Annotated in this window: 26 protein-coding genes and 1 pseudogene; 17 read left to right on the top strand and 10 right to left on the bottom strand. The window is 38.2% G+C overall.

Features of this window, described 5'->3' with window-relative positions; translation table 11 throughout:
- The first annotated feature begins 12 nt into the window (after positions 1–12).
- The 7 genes from bshA (at position 13) to panD (ending at position 6,410) form a co-directional block, all read left to right on the top strand.
- Entirely contained in the window at positions 13–1,134 is a 1,122-nt protein-coding gene (gene bshA / locus MK805_RS11005) for an N-acetyl-alpha-D-glucosaminyl L-malate synthase BshA (RefSeq protein ID WP_240875942.1), read from the top strand.
- Entirely contained in the window at positions 1,135–2,376 is a 1,242-nt protein-coding gene (locus MK805_RS11010) for a CCA tRNA nucleotidyltransferase (protein WP_240875943.1), read from the top strand.
- Entirely contained in the window at positions 2,354–3,328 is a 975-nt protein-coding gene (locus MK805_RS11015; RefSeq protein WP_240875944.1) for a biotin--[acetyl-CoA-carboxylase] ligase, read from the top strand. The genes MK805_RS11010 and MK805_RS11015 overlap by 23 nt, the downstream gene beginning before the upstream one ends.
- Before the next feature lie 137 nt (positions 3,329–3,465).
- Positions 3,466–3,942: a hypothetical protein gene (locus MK805_RS11020; protein WP_240875945.1), complete on the top strand. Its 477-nt coding sequence runs from the start codon at positions 3,466–3,468 to the stop codon at positions 3,940–3,942.
- A 387-nt stretch (positions 3,943–4,329) separates the two neighbouring features.
- A complete protein-coding gene (gene panB, locus MK805_RS11025) occupies positions 4,330–5,181 on the top strand; it encodes a 3-methyl-2-oxobutanoate hydroxymethyltransferase (RefSeq protein ID WP_240875946.1) in 852 nt (283 codons plus the stop codon).
- Positions 5,168–6,082, top strand: a complete 915-nt coding sequence (gene panC, locus MK805_RS11030; protein ID WP_240875947.1) for a pantoate--beta-alanine ligase — start codon at positions 5,168–5,170, stop codon at positions 6,080–6,082. The genes panB and panC overlap by 14 nt, the downstream gene beginning before the upstream one ends.
- On the top strand, positions 6,027–6,410 hold the full coding sequence (gene panD / locus MK805_RS11035; RefSeq protein ID WP_240875948.1) for an aspartate 1-decarboxylase: 384 nt from the start codon (positions 6,027–6,029) through the stop codon (positions 6,408–6,410). Before panC ends, panD begins: the two co-directional genes overlap by 56 nt.
- Before the next feature lie 49 nt (positions 6,411–6,459).
- On the opposite strand, the gene MK805_RS11040 is transcribed toward panD, so the two are convergent.
- From MK805_RS11040 to MK805_RS18045, 4 genes and pseudogenes are all read right to left on the bottom strand, one after another.
- A complete protein-coding gene (locus MK805_RS11040) occupies positions 6,460–6,684 on the bottom strand; it encodes a hypothetical protein (protein ID WP_240875949.1) in 225 nt (74 codons plus the stop codon).
- A 262-nt stretch (positions 6,685–6,946) separates the two neighbouring features.
- Entirely contained in the window at positions 6,947–8,533 is a 1,587-nt protein-coding gene (locus tag MK805_RS11045) for an FAD-dependent oxidoreductase (protein ID WP_240875950.1), read from the bottom strand.
- A 108-nt stretch (positions 8,534–8,641) separates the two neighbouring features.
- A complete protein-coding gene (locus MK805_RS11050) occupies positions 8,642–9,091 on the bottom strand; it encodes a PadR family transcriptional regulator (protein WP_240875951.1) in 450 nt (149 codons plus the stop codon).
- Between the two features lie 300 nt (positions 9,092–9,391).
- Positions 9,392–9,493: pseudogene (locus MK805_RS18045) on the bottom strand (recombinase family protein); the annotation flags it as partial.
- A gap of 170 nt (positions 9,494–9,663) precedes the next feature.
- Between MK805_RS18045 and MK805_RS11055 the strand changes: the two are divergent.
- The 4 genes from MK805_RS11055 to MK805_RS11070 all read left to right on the top strand — a co-directional run bounded on the left by MK805_RS11055 (position 9,664) and on the right by MK805_RS11070 (position 12,632).
- Complete coding sequence (locus MK805_RS11055) at positions 9,664–10,104, top strand: MarR family winged helix-turn-helix transcriptional regulator (protein ID WP_240875952.1); 441 nt, start codon at positions 9,664–9,666, stop codon at positions 10,102–10,104.
- A 108-nt stretch (positions 10,105–10,212) separates the two neighbouring features.
- Entirely contained in the window at positions 10,213–11,163 is a 951-nt protein-coding gene (locus tag MK805_RS11060; RefSeq protein ID WP_240875953.1) for a ring-cleaving dioxygenase, read from the top strand.
- Positions 11,160–11,771: an alpha/beta hydrolase gene (locus MK805_RS11065; protein WP_240875954.1), complete on the top strand. Its 612-nt coding sequence runs from the start codon at positions 11,160–11,162 to the stop codon at positions 11,769–11,771. Before MK805_RS11060 ends, MK805_RS11065 begins: the two co-directional genes overlap by 4 nt.
- Before the next feature lie 120 nt (positions 11,772–11,891).
- Positions 11,892–12,632 (top strand): SDR family oxidoreductase, encoded by a 741-nt coding sequence (locus tag MK805_RS11070; protein WP_240875955.1) that lies wholly within the window; start codon positions 11,892–11,894, stop codon positions 12,630–12,632.
- Positions 12,633–12,679: 47 nt separating this feature from the next.
- On the opposite strand, the gene MK805_RS11075 is transcribed toward MK805_RS11070, so the two are convergent.
- Together MK805_RS11075 and MK805_RS11080 are read right to left on the bottom strand one after the other, a co-directional pair.
- Complete coding sequence (locus MK805_RS11075) at positions 12,680–13,165, bottom strand: GNAT family N-acetyltransferase (RefSeq protein WP_240875956.1); 486 nt, start codon at positions 13,163–13,165, stop codon at positions 12,680–12,682.
- Between the two features lie 10 nt (positions 13,166–13,175).
- Positions 13,176–14,186, bottom strand: a complete 1,011-nt coding sequence (locus tag MK805_RS11080) for a helix-turn-helix transcriptional regulator (protein WP_240875957.1) — start codon at positions 14,184–14,186, stop codon at positions 13,176–13,178.
- 89 nt (positions 14,187–14,275) lie between these two features.
- Here MK805_RS11080 and MK805_RS11085 point away from each other — a divergent pair, with 89 nt between their 5' ends.
- Both MK805_RS11085 and ku read left to right on the top strand, forming a co-directional pair.
- Positions 14,276–15,652: a tetratricopeptide repeat protein gene (locus MK805_RS11085; RefSeq protein WP_240875958.1), complete on the top strand. Its 1,377-nt coding sequence runs from the start codon at positions 14,276–14,278 to the stop codon at positions 15,650–15,652.
- Positions 15,653–15,665: 13 nt separating this feature from the next.
- The gene (ku, locus tag MK805_RS11090) at positions 15,666–16,469 is read left to right on the top strand and encodes a non-homologous end joining protein Ku (RefSeq protein WP_240875959.1); all 804 of its coding nucleotides are present in this window, start codon (positions 15,666–15,668) and stop codon (positions 16,467–16,469) included.
- Between the two features lie 71 nt (positions 16,470–16,540).
- On the opposite strand, the gene MK805_RS11095 is transcribed toward ku, so the two are convergent.
- On the bottom strand, positions 16,541–17,071 hold the full coding sequence (locus MK805_RS11095) for a Pycsar system effector family protein (protein ID WP_240875960.1): 531 nt from the start codon (positions 17,069–17,071) through the stop codon (positions 16,541–16,543).
- Between the two features lie 217 nt (positions 17,072–17,288).
- The gene (locus MK805_RS11100) at positions 17,289–17,621 is read right to left on the bottom strand and encodes a hypothetical protein (RefSeq protein WP_240875961.1); all 333 of its coding nucleotides are present in this window, start codon (positions 17,619–17,621) and stop codon (positions 17,289–17,291) included.
- Positions 17,622–17,726: 105 nt separating this feature from the next.
- Here MK805_RS11100 and MK805_RS11105 point away from each other — a divergent pair, with 105 nt between their 5' ends.
- Positions 17,727–18,131 carry a GNAT family N-acetyltransferase gene (locus tag MK805_RS11105; protein WP_240875962.1) on the top strand — a complete coding sequence of 135 codons (405 nt, stop codon included), beginning with the start codon at positions 17,727–17,729 and terminating at the stop codon, positions 18,129–18,131.
- A gap of 36 nt (positions 18,132–18,167) precedes the next feature.
- On the opposite strand, the gene MK805_RS11110 is transcribed toward MK805_RS11105, so the two are convergent.
- Both MK805_RS11110 and MK805_RS11115 read right to left on the bottom strand, forming a co-directional pair.
- Positions 18,168–18,365: a CDGSH iron-sulfur domain-containing protein gene (locus MK805_RS11110; RefSeq protein WP_240875963.1), complete on the bottom strand. Its 198-nt coding sequence runs from the start codon at positions 18,363–18,365 to the stop codon at positions 18,168–18,170.
- 30 nt (positions 18,366–18,395) lie between these two features.
- The gene (locus tag MK805_RS11115) at positions 18,396–19,166 is read right to left on the bottom strand and encodes an alpha/beta fold hydrolase (protein WP_240875964.1); all 771 of its coding nucleotides are present in this window, start codon (positions 19,164–19,166) and stop codon (positions 18,396–18,398) included.
- 204 nt (positions 19,167–19,370) lie between these two features.
- On the opposite strand from MK805_RS11115, the gene MK805_RS11120 reads away from it, so the two are divergent.
- The 3 genes from MK805_RS11120 to MK805_RS11130 all read left to right on the top strand — a co-directional run bounded on the left by MK805_RS11120 (position 19,371) and on the right by MK805_RS11130 (position 23,060).
- Entirely contained in the window at positions 19,371–19,580 is a 210-nt protein-coding gene (locus MK805_RS11120; protein ID WP_240875965.1) for a hypothetical protein, read from the top strand.
- Positions 19,581–19,667: 87 nt separating this feature from the next.
- Positions 19,668–20,612, top strand: a complete 945-nt coding sequence (gene trxB / locus MK805_RS11125; RefSeq protein ID WP_240875966.1) for a thioredoxin-disulfide reductase — start codon at positions 19,668–19,670, stop codon at positions 20,610–20,612.
- Between the two features lie 243 nt (positions 20,613–20,855).
- A complete protein-coding gene (locus MK805_RS11130; RefSeq protein WP_240875967.1) occupies positions 20,856–23,060 on the top strand; it encodes a ribonucleoside-diphosphate reductase subunit alpha in 2,205 nt (734 codons plus the stop codon).
- The last annotated feature ends 16 nt before the right edge of the window (positions 23,061–23,076 follow it).

Consider the following 23,076-nt stretch of genomic DNA (forward strand, 5'->3'; position numbering starts at 1 on the left):
GGGGAATCCATCATGAAAATTGGTTTTACTTGCTATCCCACTCACGGTGGCTCTGGTGTTATCGCGACAGAACTTGGAAAATTATTAGCAGAACGTGGTCATGATATTCATTTTATTACGTACGATATGCCTTTTCGATTAGGAGGCTTTCAACAAAATATTTTTTACCATGAGGTAGAAGTAAGCCGATATTCGTTATTTAAATATCCCCCCTACGATTTAACTTTGGCTAGTCGAATGGCTCAAGTAGCCAAATTATATGAGTTAGATTTGTTACATGTTCACTATGCTGTTCCTCATTCGGTGTCTGCTTTCTTAGCTAAACAAATGGTTGGAGAAAAATTAAAGATAGTCACTACTTTACATGGGACGGATATTACCGTACTGGGGGAAGATCCAACACTACACAACATCATCTGTTTCGGCATGAAGCAAAGTGATGCTGTTACGGCTGTCTCTGAAAGTTTAAAACAGCAGACAAGAGATCTATTTTCTGCTGATCAAGAGATAGAGCGAATTTATAACTTTGTGGATCAACGAATTTATCATCCTCGAAACGTTCGATATTTGCGAGATAATTATGTTTGCCCTGATGAAAAATTAATCATTCATATTTCAAATTTTCGGGCAGTAAAGCGACCTCAAGATGTCATACGTGTGTTTGATCAAATTCAAAAAGAAATTCCAGCAAGACTATTACTTGTTGGACAAGGTCCTGAATGGTCTGCTATTCATCAGTTGGCGCAATCACTTGGTCTAACTGATAAAGTGAATTTTCTTGGAAGACAAGATGACGTTTCGCAGTTTATGTCTATAGCAGATTTACTTCTATTACCATCTGCAAAAGAAAGTTTTGGATTGGTGGCGTTGGAAGCAATGGCCTGTGGCGTGCCTACTGTGGGGGCACGTATTGGTGGAATTCCTGAAGTAGTAGTGCACGGAGAAACAGGATTTCTTTCTGAACTAGGAGATGTAGAGAATATGGCAAAGCATGCTATTCATCTTTTACAGGACGAGTCCAAGCATAAGTTATTTGTGCAAAATGGTCTTCATCGAGTTGACCAGGAGTTTTGTGCAGATCGAATCGTAGATCAATATGAAGCACTATACAAGCGTGTGTTAGGAGCAGAATAAATGAGTGAGCAGTTTATAGCTGCCCAAAAAGTATTAGAAGCTTTAGAAAAAGCTGGGTATGAAGCATATCTGGTGGGAGGTTGTGTGCGTGATAGTCTGCTCAATAAAGAACCAGCAGACTATGATGTCACCACTAATGCCTTACCAGGGGAAGTACAAAAAATATTTCCACGGACTGTTCCTACTGGGTTACAACACGGTACGGTAAGTGTGATACAAAATAAGACCGTTGTAGAGGTAACCACTTTTCGAGTAGATGGAACATACGAAGATTGTCGTAGACCAAGGGATGTGAAGTTCGTTTCTAATCTGAAGGACGACTTGATGCGAAGGGATTTTACCATCAATGCACTGGCAATGGATCGAGATGGAAATGTAATCGATTATGTTGATGGTCGTATAGATTTAAAAAGAGGATTAATTCGAACCGTTGGAAAAGCAGAAGAACGGTTTAAGGAAGATGCCCTTCGAATGATGAGAGCATGTCGTTTTGCAGCGCAACTTTCCTTTCAAATCGAAGAATCTACAAAAGTAGCCATAAACACTTGTAAATGTTTTGCAAATCACTTAGCTGTAGAGCGAATTGTAGCAGAATTTACTAGAATCTGGAAAACGAATCAACCTTCTAAAGGTTTGATTCCTTTAGTGGAAACAGGTTTGCTAGGTGAATTACCACCATTTTATGAAACATCCATAACACCAAATATTCAGCAGAGAGAATGGGAAAATCTTGATAGATTTGAAACTCATTTGGAAAAGTGGGTTTACTTTTTTTATCTTGTTTTTCGCGACAATGAAAATCATAAACAAGTTTGCAAAGCAAACATAATTGATGTGTTGCCTAAATTCAAATTCTCCAATTCAGAAAAGAAGACAATCTTCAACATGATTAACCTGATCGCATCATGGAACCCGAATATAAAAGAAAAAGAAGGAAAACTTCTATTATTAAAGCATCACTTTAAAAGGGTACAATTAGCAGAAAAGTTATGGCGAATCATTTCATGGAGAGAATCATCTCTTCCATTGGAAAAATGGTGGACGGAAATGCCTGTCCATCATTTTTCCGAATTAGCTATTAACGGAAATGATTTATTACGAGTTACAGAACGAACTCCAGGTCCTTGGATAAGAGAGACTTTACAGTATTTATTTTATCAAGTAGCATTTGGACATATTAAAAATCAGAAACAGGTTTTAGAAAAGGAAGGCGGGAAATATGGGGCAGGAATTACGCCATAAAATCTTATCCGTCCTGCTGAATGATAGCACTACATTTTTGTCTGGAGAAGAGATCAGTAAACGAGTTGGTGTTAGCAGGGCAGCAATTTGGAAGCACATCGAAGAATTGAGAAATGAAGGATACCAGATAGATGCTAAACCAAGAAAAGGTTATCAGTTAATCTATCGACCAGATCGGGTAGCAGCAGAAGAGATTCAAAATGAATTACAAACTTTGGCTTTCGGTCGACAAATAAGGTATGAACCAGTAACAAAATCAACGCAAATTTTAGCTCATCAGTGGGCTAGAGCTGGAGCACCGGAAGGTTCACTCGTCATTGCTGATGAGCAGAAGGATGGCAAGGGAAGGCTAGGCCGTGTTTGGTATTCTCCACCTAAGACAGGTGTTTGGATGAGTCTTGTCCTTCGTCCGTCAATTCCAATTCAACAGGCTTCCCATCTTACTTTGTTGGCATCTGTTGGTGTTAGTATGGCAATTATGAATCAAACCAATCTACCGATCCAAATCAAATGGCCAAACGATCTCCTTTTACATGGAAAAAAAATTTGTGGCATTTTAACAGAGTTGCGTGGGGATCAAGATAAAATCGATTATGTTGTTTTAGGGATGGGAATAAATGTGAATCAACAAGCGGAGCATTTCCCATCTGAGTTAAGAGAAGTAGCGACTTCTTTGGCTGTAGAAGGTAATCATATACTTTCAAGGGCAAGCCTCATTGCAGAAGTGATGAAAGAGTTAGAGTGTTATTATCATCTGTATTTAGATCAAGGATTTGAACCAATTCGCAATAAGTGGGAGTCTTTATCGAACTTAATTGGGAAAAAAATAACAGCTAAAACCCCTCAAAAAGAAGTAGTGGGGGTAGCAGAAAGTTTGAGTTCGGATGGATCCCTTTTAGTAAGATCCGGGGAAGAATTAATTAAGATATATTCTGCTGATATTGATAAGTAAGATAAAAAGAACGAGTACACAACAAGAATGTGTGCTCGTTTTCTATAACGGAAATATATGAAATTAATTGAACATAAAATTAATTCTTTGATAATATAAAAGATAGGGTCCGCTGATTCAAAAGATGAGGTACTCAGATGGCGCAGCAAAAACAGCGACTTCACATCTGTGGCGAAAATAGTAACGGAGACAAGATCTGCCTCATGGAGATCTTTACTCCTGAGCACAAATACAGGATCACATCCTCCAAACCGAACCAGAATGGTTCTTATGGGAAGCCAGCCGAAGCATTTCGATACTTCCTTGGATTCACTGAATCCGACTCGCGGCGTGCTATCTCTAATAGAGAGGGGAGTGAGTGTTTCTTTCATAGGAAACGGCTTCACACATATGGTCGAGACCGTGAAGGGAATCAATACTGTGTGAGGGAAGTCCTCATTCCCAAGTTTGGTTATCGAGTGAGCTCTCTCAAGACAGGATCTTCCTTCACTTCGGATCAACCCTATGCCAAAGAGACCAATGCATTGCGCTTTTTTGGTAGTTTGGCACCGCATGTCGACTTGAGACGTGAGATCGATGATGTAAACGGGGAAGTGTGTCCTGTCTGTGCCTGATCGCCACACGGCCACGAGGATTTCTCTATCTGACGAGAATCTACGTGGTCGTTGGACTACAATGATAAACATATAGATCATTTGTTAGAAGTGTTTTCATCCTTCTAGGATGGCGGTGTTGCTTTTATTGATAAAAATGATAATATCAACCAATACAATAAGAATTTCCTATTGTTTTTTTGTGCTATTTTGGCTACTCTAAGCATAGAGCAGGTGATTGCATCCGATAATGGAGCGATACACAAAACATGCTGTACTGGCTTAATCTGTTTTTACTACACAGATTCTGTATGTATCGGCTACTTGCACCAGCCAGCTCTCGCCTTAAAGGGAAGAGCTTTTTTTATTTCCCATAGGTTCGCATATTGCCTTAGGAGGGTTTTTCGGATGGGTGTAACAAGAAGAACATTAGATAAGAAGAAGTTACAAGGTGAGAAAATAGCAATGGTAACTGCTTATGATTTTCCAACTGCAAGGATTGCAGAAGAAGCAGGTGCGGAGATACTTTTAGTTGGAGATTCTCTTGGTATGGTAGTGCTTGGTTACGATTCGACTATTCCTGTAACATTAGAAGACATGCTGCATCATACCAAAGCAGTTACACGAGCAACAAAGCAATCTATGGTAATTACGGACCTACCATTTCTTATTGCTCATCTTTCTACTGACGAAGTGTTAAAATCGGCTGGCAAATTAATGCAAGAAGGTTTCGCTTATGGCGTAAAACTTGAGGGAGGAGAGCCTGTTTTAGAAAAGATTAAAGTTTTGACGGAAGCAGGTGTACCTGTAATGGGTCATCTTGGGCTTACTCCTCAATCAGTTAATCAACTAGGCGGATATGTTATACAGGGCAGAGAAGAACCTGCAATTAAACAGTTACGGTTCGATGCAAAAGCAGTAGAAGCAGCAGGGGCCTTTGCTTTAGTATTGGAGTGTGTTCCTGAGGAAATAGCAGAAGAGATTAGTAATATGTTGTCCATTCCTGTGATTGGAATAGGAGCAGGAAGGTATACAGATGGTCAAGTATTAGTCATACACGATCTGTTAGGTATTGGTGGAGATTGGTCGCCTTCCTTTGTTAAACAGTTTGCAGCTGTAGGTAAGTCTATGCAAATGGGTTTGAATCAGTACGTAAAAGAAGTAAAGAGCCAAACATTTCCTAGTGAAGAACACGTTATCCATTTAAAAGAAGAAGTAAAATTAGCTTTATATGGGGGAAGAGTGGATGGAACTAGTTGAAACAGTAGAAGAATTAAATAATTCCTTGCGAAAGCACCGAAATAGTATCATAGGCTTGGTTCCAACAATGGGATATCTACATGAGGGACATTTGAGTTTGGTTAAAAAAGCAAAAAAAGAATGTGACTTTATTGTGATGTCCATATTTGTAAATCCACTGCAATTCGGTCCAAACGAAGATTTAGATAGATATCCAAGAGATTTAGAACGCGATTTTGATTTAGCTCGTCAAGCTGGAGTAAATGTTTTGTATCATCCTAATGTAAAAGAAATGTATCCAAGTGAACCGCTTATTACGACAAAAGTGTCGAATAAAATTTCAAATGTATTGTGTGGTAAGTATCGTGAGAGCCATTTTGATGGAGTGACAACCGTTGTAGCTAAATTATTTAATCAAACAAAACCAGATCGTGCTTATTTTGGACAAAAAGACGCACAGCAATTAGCGATAATCACACAAATGGTCAAAGATTTGTCATTTCAGGTAACAGTTGTACCCTGTGAGACAGTAAGAGAAGAGGATGGCTTGGCATTAAGCTCACGAAATGTTTATTTGTCTGAAGAAGAGAGAGAACAAGCTCCTATTCTTTCTCAAATACTAAATGAAGTTCGTGATGGATTAATACCAAGAAAATGGAATACACCGGATGAAATAAATCAATATGTAAGAGAGAGAATATCTACGAAACCATTAGCAAAACTACAATACATAGAGACATTAGAATATCCAAATTTACAAGCAACAACTAGTTTGTATGACAAACAAATTATAGTAGCCCTTGCAGCCTATTTTGGCAAAACCAGACTAATTGACAATATTTTATTTTCAGCAGAAGGGGAAAGTCATGTTCCGAACGATGATGAAATCCAAATTGCATCGAGCCACCGTAACAGAAGCTAATCTTCACTATGTGGGTAGTGTGACTATAGATGAAGATTTAATGAATGCTGTAGACTTGCTTCCTAATGAAAAGGTTCAAATTGTGAACAACAATAATGGTTCACGATTTGAAACTTATGTGATTAAAGGGGAAAGGGGCAGTGGTGTTATTTGTCTCAATGGTGCAGCTGCCAGACTAGTTCACCCCGGCGATAATGTCATTATTATTGGTTATGCTTTGTTGAGTGAAGAAGAAGTGAGAAGACACCGGCCAAAAGTTGCAATTCTTAATGAGAATAATCAAATTGAAGAGATTTTAGGCCAAGAAATCGCAGGAACCACATGCTGAGTTAATACAACCAAGGTTTCCATTTTGATAGAAATCTTGGTTGTATTTTTTAAGTTAAATTTCTGGGATATAGTACAACCAAGTGTAATGTTTCCTCAGTTCTCTTTGGGTGTTTTTGTAACTTGGAACGTGGTTCAGTCGAGAATCCGAAGTAATGATCGCGATATTCACTTGGGATTGCACTCGATGAACCTAGTTTTTCTTTCAGTAAATGTGCAAACAATTGCTGGATGAGAGATGTACTAGCTAGATTATGACTCAACCAAACACACATGGTAACTAGATCTTGTCCCGATACGTGCTCATTCGTCTTACAAATTCGGTTGTCCTAGCCAATTGTTCTAGTTCTGTAGGCGACAAATATTTTTGTAAAATCTAGGAAAACAAATGAGTCTACTTCGGTGGTTCCCTTCACAGAAAAAACGCCATCCTTTTCTTTTTTAAATCTTTGAGAAAGAATAGCGTGTTTTTGGGGAGATTATTTCGTTTTTAGCTTGATGGCTATGGAGTAGAGCCACTACATTGCCCCTTACCTACTAAGCATCCAAGCAAAGTAACTGAGATAAGGCTTGTTCCATAGTTTGCTCAGGGTTTTCTACCTTATTCTGGGATTTCCAACCGATAAACCCATCTGGACGAATAAGTACAGCACCTTTTGAAGTCACTCCATATGTGTCACACCATAAATGATCAACATCTAAAAGGTTTTTTTCTTTGTTTATCACATGAATATCTAGAACAATATTCAAGCGTTTTGCTACTTTTTGAGCTGCTTTAGACCAATCTCTTCCGTCTGCACCAACAAGAAGGACAAAATGATGACCGAAAAGATCAAGTGTAGACAATGAGTCATTATTTCTCTTAAGTTTAAAGTGAGGAGCACGTGTACCAGACTGCCCTGTTCGTTGGCGTGAATCATTAGAGAAAGGAATAAGATCTGATTCTTCTTCGATAATCGCTTGAGATCGATAGCTGTAACCAAGGGTCACATTCATTTCGTCTACAATTTTGTCAGATGAAGATTCTCTAGAACCACTGTGGCTCATCAATCGTAATGTTGCTTGTTCTACAGTAAATTCAGCAATAGGTTTACGTTCTATCTCAAAAGTAGCGAGAAGAGAGGGATTAGCAATACCTTTAAGAACGTAGGCAAGCTTCCAAGCCAAATTATGTGCATCTTGGATGCCTGTGTTTGCACCAAAACCTCCAACTGGAGGCATAACATGAGCCGCATCGCCCACAAGAAATATTCGATTGTTTTGATAGCTCTTAGCTACAAAGGATGAAATTTCCCAAGGCTGTATTTTCAAAATATCCAAATCCAAATTAGGATCTCCTATTGCTGAACGTACCAGTTTTGTACAATAATCATCGGTGAAATTTTCTATGTGATCACCTTTCTCAGGATAATAAGGAAATGTCAACAATGAACGATCGTCATAAAACGCTAAAAGTCCACTAACTTGTTGGTTGTCAACGTAGAAGACATTGAATTTTCTTCCCATTAAGGCTTTTTTTAGATCTGCTTTAAATAGAATACTCATACTGTCACCTACCTTGCCAAGTCCTTGTATAGGGATTTTAAGTTTTTGGCGGATGGGGCTCTTTGATCCATCTGCGGCGACTAAATATTGAGCATAAACGGTTTGCTCAACCCCAGTGGTTCTATTTTTAATCAATGCAGCAATTCCTTCATTATTTTGTTCAAATGATACTAGTTCCGTATTAAATCGTATGTCACTCCCTAACACCCTAGCATGTGCTAATACAATAGGTTCTAAAACATCTTGAGGAATATTTGCATACGTAGTTGGGGTAATTTTATTAAGGAAGTCATCATTCGGTAGATCATAACGAAATTCTTCTTTCCCTATAAGTGTTTCTCCTTTGCCGATGCAAGGGGTATTGAACTTTTGACTGTAATCCAGAATAGTGGATTCTAAACCTACTGAGCGATACAATTCCATCGTGCGAGGATAATAACCTGCAGCACGAGGATGAATCGAAGTGCTTGGATGACGTTCGATTAATAAAGAATTTATGCCATGTGAAGATAAAAAAAGAGATGTTGATAAACCAACAATACCTCCGCCAATGATCAAAACAGGAATTTTTTGGTCCAAAGATAACACTCCTAAAGCAGATTTATACACGCTGCTTATTGGTACATAGAAAGATTTTTGTACCCTCTTTTCGATGTAATATAAGAGCAATTATACTGTTGTCCTAGGTTAGAGTTCTTCTGATTTTGAGTGGCTAGTTGCTATTTTACGTAGCCATTCCATATCCCATTGAAGCTTTTCTGCTTGTATATCATTAATAATGGATCGTATCCACTCTAACTCAGCTTTAATCACTGCGCATTGATATTCAATCTCCAGCAAAAACAAACGAGGAATCTCCCCAATTGTGGAAAATTGATATTTGATTTGAGCCAATATTTCTTCAAGAGCATTTGCTCTTTTTTGAAATTGATCAATTACATCTTGGGGTGTTAAAAACATAAGAAAAGAAATTGCTGCAGGGAAATCAGAAAATTCTTGTTTTGGTACAGATAGCATTTCACGTAACCATGTATAAGCAGTTTTAATTCCTACGTCTGTTATCTCGTAAACTGTCCGATCAGGTTTGCCTTCTTTCTGCTTTCTTTCTTGTATTGCGATGATTTTATGATGATGCAAACGTTCGATTGTTTGATAGATACTAGTCCGTTGGCGAACATTAATAACTTCATGTTTCCCCCTCTCTCTAAGAAGTTGTTACATCCGATAAGGGTGCATAGGTTCTTCCATAAGAAGACAAAGTATGGCTAGGGCAATTGGTGAGCTTTTGATTGGCTTTTTCATAGTTATAACATTACTATTCATTATATAACTAAGTCAAGTCGAGAAAGGGTATTTTTGCCCAAATTCCTTGAAAAGATACATTAGCAAAAAACAAACTTTTGTATTCAATGCAAAGGTTGTTTTTCATCTCACTGTTTAAAGGTTCGATTCGTATTCTTTTACCTTTCTATAAAAAGTGTTACTTTTCATCCCCACTTTTTTCATGGCTTCTACAGCTGTTATCTTTTTCTGCTTCCAATCCGCAGAATCAATTATGAACAGATGCTAGATTAGACACTTTTTTATGTTAAACTATATCAACAATGAAACTTTTTATTTTATTGAATTTAGTGCTTGACAATTAATTGCAATTGTTATATCTTAAATTTAAGATAAATAAACAAATCAACAGAAAGGGAGTGGTTCCGATGAATACAACCAAAAACAACGCATTAAACCTATACATTGCTCTATCCCGTGCTCAACAGTGGGTGAATGCGCATGCTGACCGAGACATTAAAAGGTTAGGTTTAAATCGCACTGAATTCGGAGTTTTGGAATTGTTGTATCACAAAGGCCCACAACCCTTGCAAAGAATTGGTACGAAAGTATTGATGAGCAGTGGGAATATCACTTATGTAGTAGATAAGTTAGAAAAGAAAAATTTAGTGTGTCGAAAGTCTTCTACTAGTGACCGTCGTCTTATTTATGCAGAAATCACTGATAAGGGAACAAAGTTTATCGAAGAAGTTTTTCCTCATCATACAAAAGTGATTGAAAATGCAGTAAAAGGCCTGACAGAGGAAGAACAAAAGACTGCTAGTCAGTTGTTAAAAAAGATGGGTCTATATGCACAAGAACATTATTAGGTCGAGTAGTTTTTATTTGCCATATATCTCTAATTTAAGATTTTTAATTATGAAGTATTTGGGGATTCATTTGGATATGCTAAAAATAAAAAGAGAGAAGTGTTTAAAATGAGACAACCAACAGCAGGAATTCACCATATCACTGCATTTGTACAAGATGCACAAGGAACAGTAGATTTTTACTCAGGAATTTTGGGGTTAAGACTGGTGAAGAAAACTATTAATTTTGATGCTCCTGAAGTGTATCATTTGTATTTTGGTAATGAAATCGGTAAACCAGGAACAATTATCACATTCTTTCCATGGGCTGGTTCAAGAAAAGGACGAATTGGCGGGGGACAGGTTGGTATTACAACTTATGTGGTTCCACCAAATTCTTTGGATTTTTGGAAACAGCGGTTGGAGAGTTTTAACGTAAAAGTGACAGAAGTAGAGCGATTCCAAGAAACATATCTTCAATTTCAAGATACAGAAGGACTGCGCCTTGAGATAGTAGAACGTGAAAGTGGTGAAAATAGCAATTGGTCTTTTGGAAATGTTACAACAGATAAAGCAATTAAAGGGTTTGGGGGAGCAGTCCTCTATAGCAAAGCTCCCGAAAAAACAGCTGAAACATTGGAAAGTGTAATGGGATTAAAACGAATTGGTGAAGAAGGCTCATTTGTACGTTACCAAGCTACAGGAGATATTGGCAACATTATCGACATCGATCGATCGGTGACCTATGATGGTATAGGTGGTGCTGGAACTGTTCACCATATTGCTTGGAGAGCCCAAACGGATGAAGAGCACACATTATGGAGAACTCATGTAGAGAATAGCGGATACCATCCAACGAAAATCATTGATAGACAATACTTTCATGCGATCTATTTCCGTGAACATGGAGAAATTTTGTTTGAGATCGCAACAGATCCTCCTGGTTTTGCAAACGATGAAGCAGCAGAAAACTTGGGTGAAAAATTGATGCTGCCAGCTTGGTTTGAAAAATATCGTCACGAAATTCAAAGCAACTTGCCGGATATTGAAGTAAGAACATTAGAGGAGGATGTAGAGTGAAACATATTTATCGAGAAGGATCAAATAAACAAGCTCCCGTTCTTCTTCTCTTACATGGTACAGGGGGAACGGAGAAGGATTTGCTGCCCCTCGCCGAAATCATCTCGCCAACATCTTCTGTATTGAGTGTGAGAGGCAATGTGTTAGAAAATGGTATGCCTCGTTTTTTTAAACGAATAGCTGAAGGGATATTTGATGAAGAGGACTTGAAGATCCGCACAAAAGAACTAAAAGAGTTTATTGACACCTCAGCAGAGCAATACTCTTTTGATCGAAGTAACGTGATTGCTATCGGATACTCAAATGGAGCAAATATCGCTGCGAGTATACTTTTTCAATATCAAAATGCTTTAAAAGCAGCTATTTTACACCATCCTATGGTTCCTCTTCGGGGACTCAAGCTGCCTGATTTATCAGGTACCAACATTTTCATTAGCGCAGGGATGAATGATCCCATTTGTTCTCCGCAAGAGACAGAGGAATTAGAAAGATTATTACTAGAAGCCAAAGCTTCTGTCAGTGTTCATTGGGAGACATATGGACACCAACTAACTCAATCAGAAGTACTTGCCGCAGCAAATTGGTATAAAGAGCATTTTTCAAAGTAAAGTAAACGGAGGGTACACAGTACTCTCTGTTTTTTATCATGATTGTATCTTTAGATTCTTGTAATATAGATCTAAAGACAGATTACGATTTAGACGAATGGTAAGTCATGGAGGTGTGGAATGGATATAGCGATTGTTACAGGTGTCAGTCATCCAAAAGGAATTGGAGCATCTATTTGTCGAAGGCTCTCTAAAAATGGTGTTGATATCTTTTTTACTCATTGGCAAGCAGATAAATATTGGCCAAATTTATTCGCTGATGAGATTAGAGACAAAGGTGTTCGATGTAAATCATTAGAAATCAATCTGGGAGATAAACAAGCAGCTGATACCCTTATAAATCAAGTCGTCCTTCATTTAGGATCACCTACTATATTAGTTAATAATGCTGCATATTCAAGTTTAGATGGCTATCAAAAGCTAAATGCAGATATTTTAGATCGGCATTACGAAGTAAATGTTCGTGCAGTATGTCTGCTAAGTGTCGAATTTGCGAAACAATTAGAAGGTTCAACTATCAGACGGGGTAGAATTATTAACCTTACCTCAGGACAAGCACAAGGGCCGATGTTAAATGAATTGGCTTATGCAGCGTCTAAAGGTGCTATTACGGCTTTTACTTTAACTTTATCGGCCGAGTTAGCACATCTTGGTATTACGGTTAATGCAGTCAACCCTGGTCCTACAGATACGGGTTGGATGACAGATGAAATAAAAGGGGAACTAACTACGAAATTTCCTATGGGCAGGGTAGGTCAGCCAGAAGATGCTGCGCGTTTGGTAGCGTTTTTAGCAAGTGAAGAAGCTGGATGGATAACAGGACAGGTCATCAATTCTGAAGGCGGATTTTTACGTAAATAGAAGTACATAGCCACCTTTTAGAGGCTATGTACTTCTATTTATTTATACTATATTTGGAGTTTCCAATCATTTGTTTGCATAAAATGACCTATCGGATATTCAAATTGGCATTGCTCTACTAGTGTGAAATGTAATTTACGACATATAGCATTTGATGCTGGGTTGCTTATTGATGGAAAAGCATGAATATAGCTGTGTTTATTTTCTAGTTTCGCTTTTTCGATAGCCTTGGCTACTGCAGGTGTTGCTAGTCCTTTTCCTTGAAAATCGGGAAGTATGGCCCAACCTATTTCATAAATCATTTGACCCTTCCATAAATGTTCCCAATAGCCAACGGAACCAATTGTTTCAGTTTCGAAAATGATGCGATAGAAGGTTCCGGTATCACCCATATTTAGATACCGATTATGTCGGGAGATAATTTGAGCTTCTGTTTCTGGTCCTCCGAGGTATTTTGTCATTTCAGGTGTATTTTGGAGATAGAGCAAAAAAAGACATTCTTCGGTCCAAGCTTCTAGATGAAGTTTATCCATGTCGTTACTCCTAATCTTGTTGATAGTGTTTTGTTAAGTTTTGAGCAAGTATGGTTAACGATTTTTTTAAAGAGATTGGTTCTATTACTTTTATAGTAGTTCCATAGGTGAATAAAAAACCAGGGATATACGTTTCCAAACTTTCTCGTTCCACTAAAAATTGAATTTCTGTTTCGGTTTGATGGACAAAATAATATTGCAGTTGCCAATGATGACGCAGATACTGAATGGCTTCTTTATTTCCATGAATCGTCAACGGTACAAAATTTCTTTGATTTTGTTTTGGGGCAAGCCAACTTAAGAAAAAATCGGTTGCTATAAAGTTTTCTGGACGGTTAAAAGTAAATGATTCTATTTCTAATTTTTCTACTCGATCTAGTCGAAAGGTTCTATTCTCACCACGTAAGTGACAATAACCAACTAAATACCATTTCCGGTTCCAATGAACGATACCATAAGGGTCTACTTGTCTATTTTCAGGAGAATTAGATCCTGTCTTTTGATAATGGAGTGTTAGCCTGTTACAAGAAGCAATTGCTTTTTCAATCGTACGCAGCATTTGATCATCTATCTTCATGATTGCTGGAGTTACGACATCAAATCCACGAGTATAATTGGAAAATTCTTTTTGTTGGTCTTCGCTCATTTGATATTTAATTTTTTGAAGTGCATTTTCTAGTGAGCCTTCATACGGATAACCAGCTTGTTTGGCGAATAAGGAAGCGTAATATAGAGCTTTTCGCTCATCTGTATCAAAAAACAAGGGAGTCTCTATAAATTTGTTAAACAATCGATAACCACCATCATGTCCAGATTCTGCTATGATTGGGACTCCGCTAGCACATAAGGAATCAATATAACGATATATAGTACGTACGCTTGTTTCCAAGCTCTCGGCCAGCTCAGATGCAGTCATTCGATGTCTAGAAATTAATAACCACAGAATAGCTAGCATATTATCTGCTTTTGCCATAATATTCCCTCGTTCTTTAGGTCTATTTTCTGTAAGTATATATAACATTCGTACTTCCTACAACAAACAAGCAGCATACAATTCTTCTTACAGGAGATACTTTCTTATAATCAGTTGTTTGTACGGGAGGAAAAGGAATGTTTTATGAAAGTTGGCTTCAAGAAATGGAAGATCAGATTGATGAAATAAAGAAAAAATATCCTCATTCTTCTTCTGATGATAAATGTAAATGGCGTAAACGTTATTCTGAATTAAAACGGGCTTCTCATATGCTATTGGAAACATGGGCAAAAATAGAAGATAAAATGGCAGCAATTACAGCAGATTATCCTGAATTATCTGGTGAAGAAGACATAGAGTTAGAAGAGGAATTTTGGTTAGATGAATCTGTTGTTCGGCAATTTCGACAGGGTCAAGGTTATTACGATTTAACGATGTTTCAAGAAGCAGAAGGATTTTTTTCAGAAGTGGTAGAGGAAGAACCAGATTTTTTGCTTGGTCGTCTATATTTAGGTTTAAGTCAATTTCACCGAAAAGAATGGGAGATGGCATTACAGCATTTTCAATTGGTTTCAGCTACAGCTACACAGTCAGCTTTTTTGGCTTTTTCCCACCATATGATCGGATGTATTCGTGTAAAGCAAGGGAATGAAACGGCTGCGGTTCGTTCTTTTCAACAAGCAATTGAACATGATAAAGAAAATGTTGATGCATGGTTTAATTTAGGTGCTGCATATTTTCGATTGAAACAGTATTCGGATGCTATTCCAGCCTTTTATCATGTTTTAGCGTTAAATGAGCATGATTGGGAATCGATGTTCTATTTATCTAGTTGTTATCGCCATTATGGGGAATGGAAAAGCGTGACTTATTGGAGATTGGCCTCTTTAGAGAAAACAAACCATCCCCAAGTGATGTTATCTTTGGCTCATGATTATGAAGAGATGGATCAAGCCGATCAAGCTATCATCTGGTATCGAAAATTATTGGCACATCCAGAACATAAAAGAGCAGCATATCATGGATTGAGTTGGAATTATTGGACAATGAAGAAGAAGACAGAAGCGGAATTATGGGTGAAAAAAGGTTTAACCCTTTATCCAAATGATCCTGATCTACTCTTTACTTTTATGTGGATTAAACTTGCTGAAGGAAATGCAGAGCGAGCTGAAAAAGCTTATGAGATGTTATCTGATGAAGTGAAAAATGAACCGATTTGGCAAGCGATGAAAATGCGTATTTCCACTAAATCAGGCAGGTATGAGGAAGTACAGGAGATGGCGCAATCTTTAATCGATCAAGAGAAGCCGATGGTACAGGCGATGGGATATTATCATCAAGGAAGATCGATGTTAGAAATTGGTCAAATTCCCCAAGCGATGGAGCATTTTCAGTTGGCGAGACAAAGAGCAACAAAGTGGCAGGAACCATTATTTTATGAAGGGGTTTGTCATTTGTTAGAAGGTAGGCCAGAGCAAACATTAGCATGCTGGGAACAGCTCAATATAACATAAGGAATGATCAAAAATGCATACGATGTGGAAAGGTTCTATCAGTTTTGGTCTCGTCAATATTCCAGTAAAAATGTACGCTGCTACGGAAGAAAAGCCTGTGCGATTTCGTTCGCTGCATAAAGAATGTCAAACTCCCATCAAAATGGAGCGCACATGTCCAAAATGCAAAAAGGAAGTCCCATGGTCTGAGGTAGTCAAAGGCTATGAGTACCAAGAGGATCGATTTGTGGTAATGGAAAAAGAGGAGTTAGAAAAATTATTACCTGATCAAGGAAAAACGATAGAAATATTAGATTTTGTTGATCTCAAAGAAATTGATCCGATTTATTATCAAAAAACATATTACTTAGGTGCACAAGATGCAAAGAGTAAAGCTTACGCTCTGCTGAGAAAAGCATTACAAGACTCACAGAAGATCGCGATTGCCCAAATAACGATTCGATCCAAACAAACATTAGCTGTTGTTCGGGTTTATAGGGATTGTTTGGTCATGGAAACCATTTTTTATCCAGATGAAGTGCGTGATGTCGGATTAGTACCAGATGTTCCACAAGATTTACAGCTCAATGAAAAAGAAGTGATGATGGCGAATCAGTTAATCGAACAATTGACGACTGCGTTTGATCCGAGCAAGTACCAAGATGAATATCGCCTTGCATTAGAAGAAGTGATTGAGAAGAAAATTCAAGGGGAAGAAATAGTAGAAGTCAAAGAAGTGCGTGATGAAAAAGTCGTTGATCTGATGGAAGCTTTAAAAGCTAGCTTAGAAGCAGCAAAAAAGAAGCCGCCTGAAGAGGAACAGCGAGCAAGTTCCTAAATATAAAGCAGGCGCCGCATATCGATCTCATCGATATGCGGCGGCCCTCTGACAGCATTTGGGGAGGTGGCTCACACGAAGAGTGTGACCATCCAACTTACGGTGGCTACTGCCAGAACAGATACGCCGACCCAACCGAGCCAGATGCTGATCTTGATCCACTTGTTCTTGATGGGAAGGATGTGCGCCGTGAGGTAGTGGCACTCATCCAGCAGACGGTTGTACTTGCTCTGCATGAACTCTTCGGAGTCCGTTGCGAGCATTTGCTTGCTGAGGTCCTCCTTGGAGAGCGACTTGTTGTTCAAGCACTTCGTTCGCGGGTAGACCGCGTACTGGGTAGCGACAACAGCTGCCATCAAGAACAGGGCTGCAAAGAGCAGCAGTCCCTTCAGCAGGTTCGAGAGGTTGTCGGGAGAGCTGCCGACCAGAGTCGCCGCAGCAATGGCGAGGGTACCGCCACCGGTACCCAGGAAGTTCGCCTTCGAGTCTGCTGCGCGGATGTTCTCCTGCGCGTTCTTGGTGGTTTCCTTCACGTTCTCGACCGACTCCTTCTGCTGCTGAGTCGTCAGGCTGGAGAAGGTGTCAATGGTCTGAGCAGTCATGATTGCCTCCGATGAGTCCGTCACCCATGCTGTCAAAGGGTGATTACGAATGCCATATTCATTATAATGAATTTAAAAGTAAATATCAAAATAAATTATATATTTACAATATTTCCTTATCCTTTGTTTGGTGGATACTTTATTTTCAAGTAGAATTAGATCTTTTTTTGTGATACATATAAAAAACAGACCAATCAAAATAAATTGGTCTGTTCTCTTATTCTCCTTGATCATCTATGATGACTTTTCCTTTTTTGGAATTCCAATATCGCAAATAGGTGTGATCCCCAGTCGGACTTCGCTTGATTTCTTTTCCTTTTCGGTCATACCAAACCTCGATCGCTTCGTAGTCCTCAACAATATAATCACCTTGTTTTGTTGTCTTCACCTTCTCTGATATGATCTCACTTCTAGTAGTAGGTGTATTTACCTCCGCTATTGAAGGTACATCACTTTCTATGTGGACTGCATTTCTTTCCCATAAGAATAAAATTAAAACGAGATTTACGAAAACAAAAGTACCGATAAGAGAAACTTTTATATGTTTCATACCATTCCTCCTTTTACGAATGAAAAGATGGCAGATTTTGTACTCTGTTCGAATCGTGTGGGTATCGTCTACACTAAATATGATTATGTGAAGAGGAGGTTAGACATGTCCGGTTATCAATTACTTCGTCAATTAGACGAACACCAAATTTCACAACTACACGATCTATACTCTCGCCAATGGTGGACAAGTGAGAGGACTTTAGCAGATATAAAAAAGATGCTCGCTTCTAGTGATTTGCTTTTTGCCTATTGGGATAAACAAATGGATAAATTAGCAGCGTTTGCTAGAGTGCTGACCGACCATGTCTACCGTGCTATCATTTTCGATGTGATAGTGGATGAAGACCTGCGAGGCTCTGGACTAGGAAAGAAATTGATGAATGATATTATAGATGAAACTTCTCATATTGAGCGGGTAGAATTATATTGTAAAGAGGACAAAATAGCTTTTTATGAGAAGTTAGGATTTGCGACATTACCAACAACTTTGTTAATGCGCAAAGGATGAGAAAAACACCTTATGAAAAGGTGTTTTTTTGATGTGCTATTTTGCTCTGACAACACTTTCGAAATTGCCTTTGTGACTTCCATCGCAAAATGGTTTATTATCAGACAAACCGCATCGACAAAGAGAGATAGCTGGTTTGGTTTCAAATACATTTCCCTCTGCATCTACCAATTCAAAATCACCTTGAATCAGCAAAGATCCATTATCACGAACGGTGATTTTTGTTTTACTCATTTTCATTTCCCTCCTATTTCTATCCCTTCATTATGCCCGATGGTGGATAAAATTAGCAATAGATGTGTTGAGTGTTTTCGCTGCTTTTGTAGGAAGTTGATGAGTAACGTTTTCGATCATTTCGAGCGTATGGTCTGACAGTTTTTCTTGCAGCAATTGCTTGTCTGCTTGAAAATTTTTATCTTTTCCACCGTATAAAAGAAGAGATGGCTGCTTGATATTCGAGAGTTTCTTACTGTAATCGAACGAAAGGCTATAGCGGTAGTATTCTTGTATTCGATTAGGGTTTCCTTTTATCGCTTCATGATATAACATTTGATAGGTAGATGTACAGTCTGAATTACTATTGCATATTGATTTAGCCAATATCGGAAGGGTTGCCTTATTAGAAAGAAATACAGCCAATTGAATAATGCTTTTTAGATAAAAGCTTGTCGGCTTTACCATTGCGCTAATTAAGATTCCACCACAAAACCGGTTGCTATATGTATGCATCGCTTCTAGTGCGATGGAACCACCTGTAGAATAACCTGCTATATATGCTTGTTCGATTTGCAAGGCATCCAGCAAACCCATCATATCTTCGATAATTAGGGGATATGTAAGGATTTTATCACCAGAAGAACTTTTGCCGTGTCCGCGAATATCAAAGGTAATAATTTTGAACTGTTCGCCTAGTTCTAGCTGCTGATAGTAAAAATTAGAACTAGATAATAAGGGAGGATGGATGAAAATAATCGGTACTCCATCGCCAATTACTTCGTAATATAAATTGGTGTTGTTTACTTCAATTTCAGGCATTTTGAAAACTCCTTGTTGAATTTGCGTGTTTTTAATCATCGCCGTACATACTAATATGGTGATAAAAATGATCGTATGGTATATAACTCTTCGCCTTCTAAAATGATGACAGTAAAAGAATTTCAGGCTATTATTTTATCGTTTTTCTTCTCGACTTATCCCTTTAGTCCATGAAGTATTGCAGGAAAGATTTTTATTTCAGCTTTGAAAAATGAAATTTCAGAAATTGAAAAAGTAGTACAAGAAAATAAAATGCGTGTCGGTTTTCATCCCGACTACCTTACTGTACTCAATACACCTCGAAAAGAAATTCTTCAATCATTTGTAAAAGACTTATTCCACGATGTGGTCGATAATCTCACAAGACTTCCAGATGTGAAACAGATTACTGAAGGTATTGTGGAAATCACTTAAAAAGTAGGGCTGGTTTACTACCTATAAAATAGGGTATAAATGTGGAGTGGAAATTTTTTATTTTTCGTCTAGGAGGATAATCATCATATGCATAAAGCAATCGTACTGGGCACTGGACCAGCAGGACTAACAGCAGCGATTTATCTAGCGCGTGCCAATCTAGAACCATTAGTAATTGAGGGTCCTGAGCCAGGTGGACAACTGACAACCACTACAGAGGTCGAAAATTTCCCTGGTTTCCCAGAAGGTATTATGGGTCCAGAACTTATGGAAAATATGAGAAAACAAGCAGAACGATTTGGGGCAATTTTTCGTCGAGGCTGGGTCAAAAAAGTAGAATTAACAGAGAGACCTTTTACCTTATTTTTAGGGGAAGAAAAAATCCAGACAGAATCCTTGATTCTCTCAACTGGTGCAACAGCAAAATTACTTGGTATTCCAGGAGAACGTGAAAACATTGGGCTTGGAGTAAGTACTTGTGCAACTTGTGATGGATTTTTCTTCCGTGGGAAAAAGATTATTGTTGTAGGTGGCGGTGATTCTGCAATGGAAGAAGCGAACTTCTTAACTCGTTTTGCATCAGAAGTTCATATTGTTCATCGCCGAGAAGAATTACGTGCATCTAAAATCATGCAAGACCGTGCCCGTGAAAATGAGAAAATAACTTGGGGCTTAAATAAAACTCCGCTTGAAGTTGTCCGCAACGAGAACGGAGTAACAGGACTAAAAGTAAAAAACAATGAAACTGGCCAAGAAGAGTTAATAGAGACCGAAGGTATTTTTGTAGCTATCGGACATAAGCCTAACACAGAGTTTTTGGATGGACAAATCAAATTAGATGAATTGGGATATATAGACGTGAAAGCTGGTACCACTGAAACCAATATTCCTGGAGTATTTGCTTGTGGTGATGTGCAAGATCATGTTTATCGTCAAGCAATTACCGCAGCCGGAACTGGGTGTATGGCAGCTCTAGATTGCGAAAGATTTTTAGAAGGTAATGCGGTTCATGACTGGAGTAAATCACTTTAAGTGAAAAAGAAAGCTTACTCTCCTAAGGGAAGTAAGCTTTCTTTTGTTTATGTAGAAACATATGTTCTGTATTTTCGTCAACTATTGAAAAAAGATGAACAAAAGAGATTGAGTTACATATTAAACGGTAAATCTTATTTTGCACACAAAAAGAGATTTTTCTCGTTCAATTTTCGTCTTTCCACAATATATGGTATGAGTTATACTCTAATAGCAACTATATATAGATCGGACGTGAATGAGATGATTGAGGCAAGGGACCAAGTTACATATGAAGAGCAAGTTCAGGCAGCATGTGCAGATTTTCCTCATTTGTCGATGGAAGAGTTAATCCAGGAAGCTAAACTTCAGTTATTAAATGAAAAATCAAATGATGAGATGCTTGCTGTTTTGACACAAGTAGCAGTGGAAAAAACAAGTGCAGATGAACCAGATTGGCAATTTGTAGCAGCTCGTCTGTTTCATTATCAATTGTATAAACAGGCTGCAGCAAACCGAAATTATATGGAAACAAGCTCTTATGGCGATTTTTATTCTTTGTTACATACCTTAACAAATAGTGGGTTATATGGCACTTATTTATTGGATACTTATACAAAAGCAGAAATCGAAGAATTAGGACGCTCGATTTCCCCAGAGAGAGACAAGTTATTTAACTATATTGGTATTAAGGTGTTAGCTGATCGTTACTTGGTTCGGACATTTGACAATCAAGTAATGGAGTTACCACAAGAGAGATTTATGGTCATTGCTATGCACTTAGCCCTGCAAGAAGCAGATCGGGTGCGCTGGGCAAAAGCATTTTATGAAGTTCTTTCCAATTTAGAGTTAACAGTAGCAACTCCAACTTTAGCTAATGCTGGAAAACCTCTACATCAATTATCTTCTTGTTTTATTGATACTGTTGATGATTCTCTTTGGTCTATCTACCAAACAAACTCAGCTACTGCCCAAGTATCCAAGTACGGTGGTGGAGTGGGAATATACCTTGGTAAAGTGCGTTCCAAAGGTTCTAAAATTCGCGGACACAAAGGTGCATCAGGTGGAGTGGTGCCATGGATTCGCAACTACAACAATACTGCTGTAGCAGTAGATCAATTGGGTGTTCGTCGGGGTGCATTTGCCATTTATTTAGACGTCTGGCATGCGGATATTTTTGATTTTCTAAATTTAAAAACAAACAACGGGGATGATCGTTTAAAAGCGCATGATATTTTTCCTGGGGTTTGTATTCCGGATTTATTTATGGAAAAGGTGAAAGCAAGAGAGAGCTGGTACTTATTAGACCCACATGAAGTTCGGGAAGTAATGGGCTTTTCCATTGAAGATTATTATGGGAAAGAATGGGAAGATCGTTATTTGGCATGTGTGGAGCATCCAGGTATTGAAAAGATTGAAATTCCTGCAATTGATATCATGAAGCGTGTAATGGTCAGTGCTTTTGAAACAGGAACTCCTTTTCTCTTTTTCCGTGATACGGTCAATAAAGCAAATCCAAATAAGCATCAAGGTATGATCTATTCATCTAATCTATGTACGGAAATATGCCAAAACATGGCACCTACCGAATTAGTAAGTGAAGAGTTAGAAGATGGAGTAATTGTTACAAAGCAAAAACCTGGAGATTTTGTTGTATGTAATCTTTCTTCTATTAACTTGGGTAAGGTTCGTACATATGAAGATATCGCTCGAATAGTCCCTGTTCAAATGAGAATGTTGGATAATGTCATTGATTTGAATATGTATCCTGTTAAACAAGCAGAGCGTACCAATAAAAAATATCGAGCTGTTGGACTTGGAACAAGTGGATATCATCAATATCTTGCTCAACATCAGATCGTGTGGGAATCAGAAGAACATTTGGAAGAAGCGGACAAATTATTTGAAGAGCTCGCATATCAAGCTATTCGTTCTTCGATGGAGATAGCAAAAGAAAAAGGAAGTTATCCTGTGTTCGAAGGTAGTGAGTGGGAAACAGGAGAGTACTTTAAGCGACGTAACTACACAAGTAAACGCTGGCAAGAACTGGAGAAAGAAATTAAAGAAAATGGTATGCGTAATGCTTGGGTTTTTGCAGTTGCACCTACTGGTTCCACTTCGCTTATCGCAGGTTCGACTGCGGGGATTGATCCTGTTTATGCCAAGTATTTTGTAGAAGAAAAACGCGGTGCTTCTATTCCCCAAACAGCACCCAATCTATCACCGAGCACCACTTGGTATTACAAAGAAGCGCATAAAATAAACCAATGGTACAGCATACAAGCAGCAGGAAAAAGACAAAAACATATTGATCAATCTCAATCATTTAACCTATATATCACTCCAGAAACAAATGCAAAAGAATTTTTAGAGTTGTATATCACTGCATGGGAAGCAGGATTAAAAACAATCTACTATGTTCGAAATCAATCTGTTGAAATCGAAGAATGTGTAAGTTGTTCGTCATAAGAGAGGGAGCATAAAC

The organism is Shimazuella soli (genome assembly GCF_022511585.1).
Classification (GTDB): domain Bacteria; phylum Bacillota; class Bacilli; order Thermoactinomycetales; family Thermoactinomycetaceae; genus Shimazuella; species Shimazuella soli.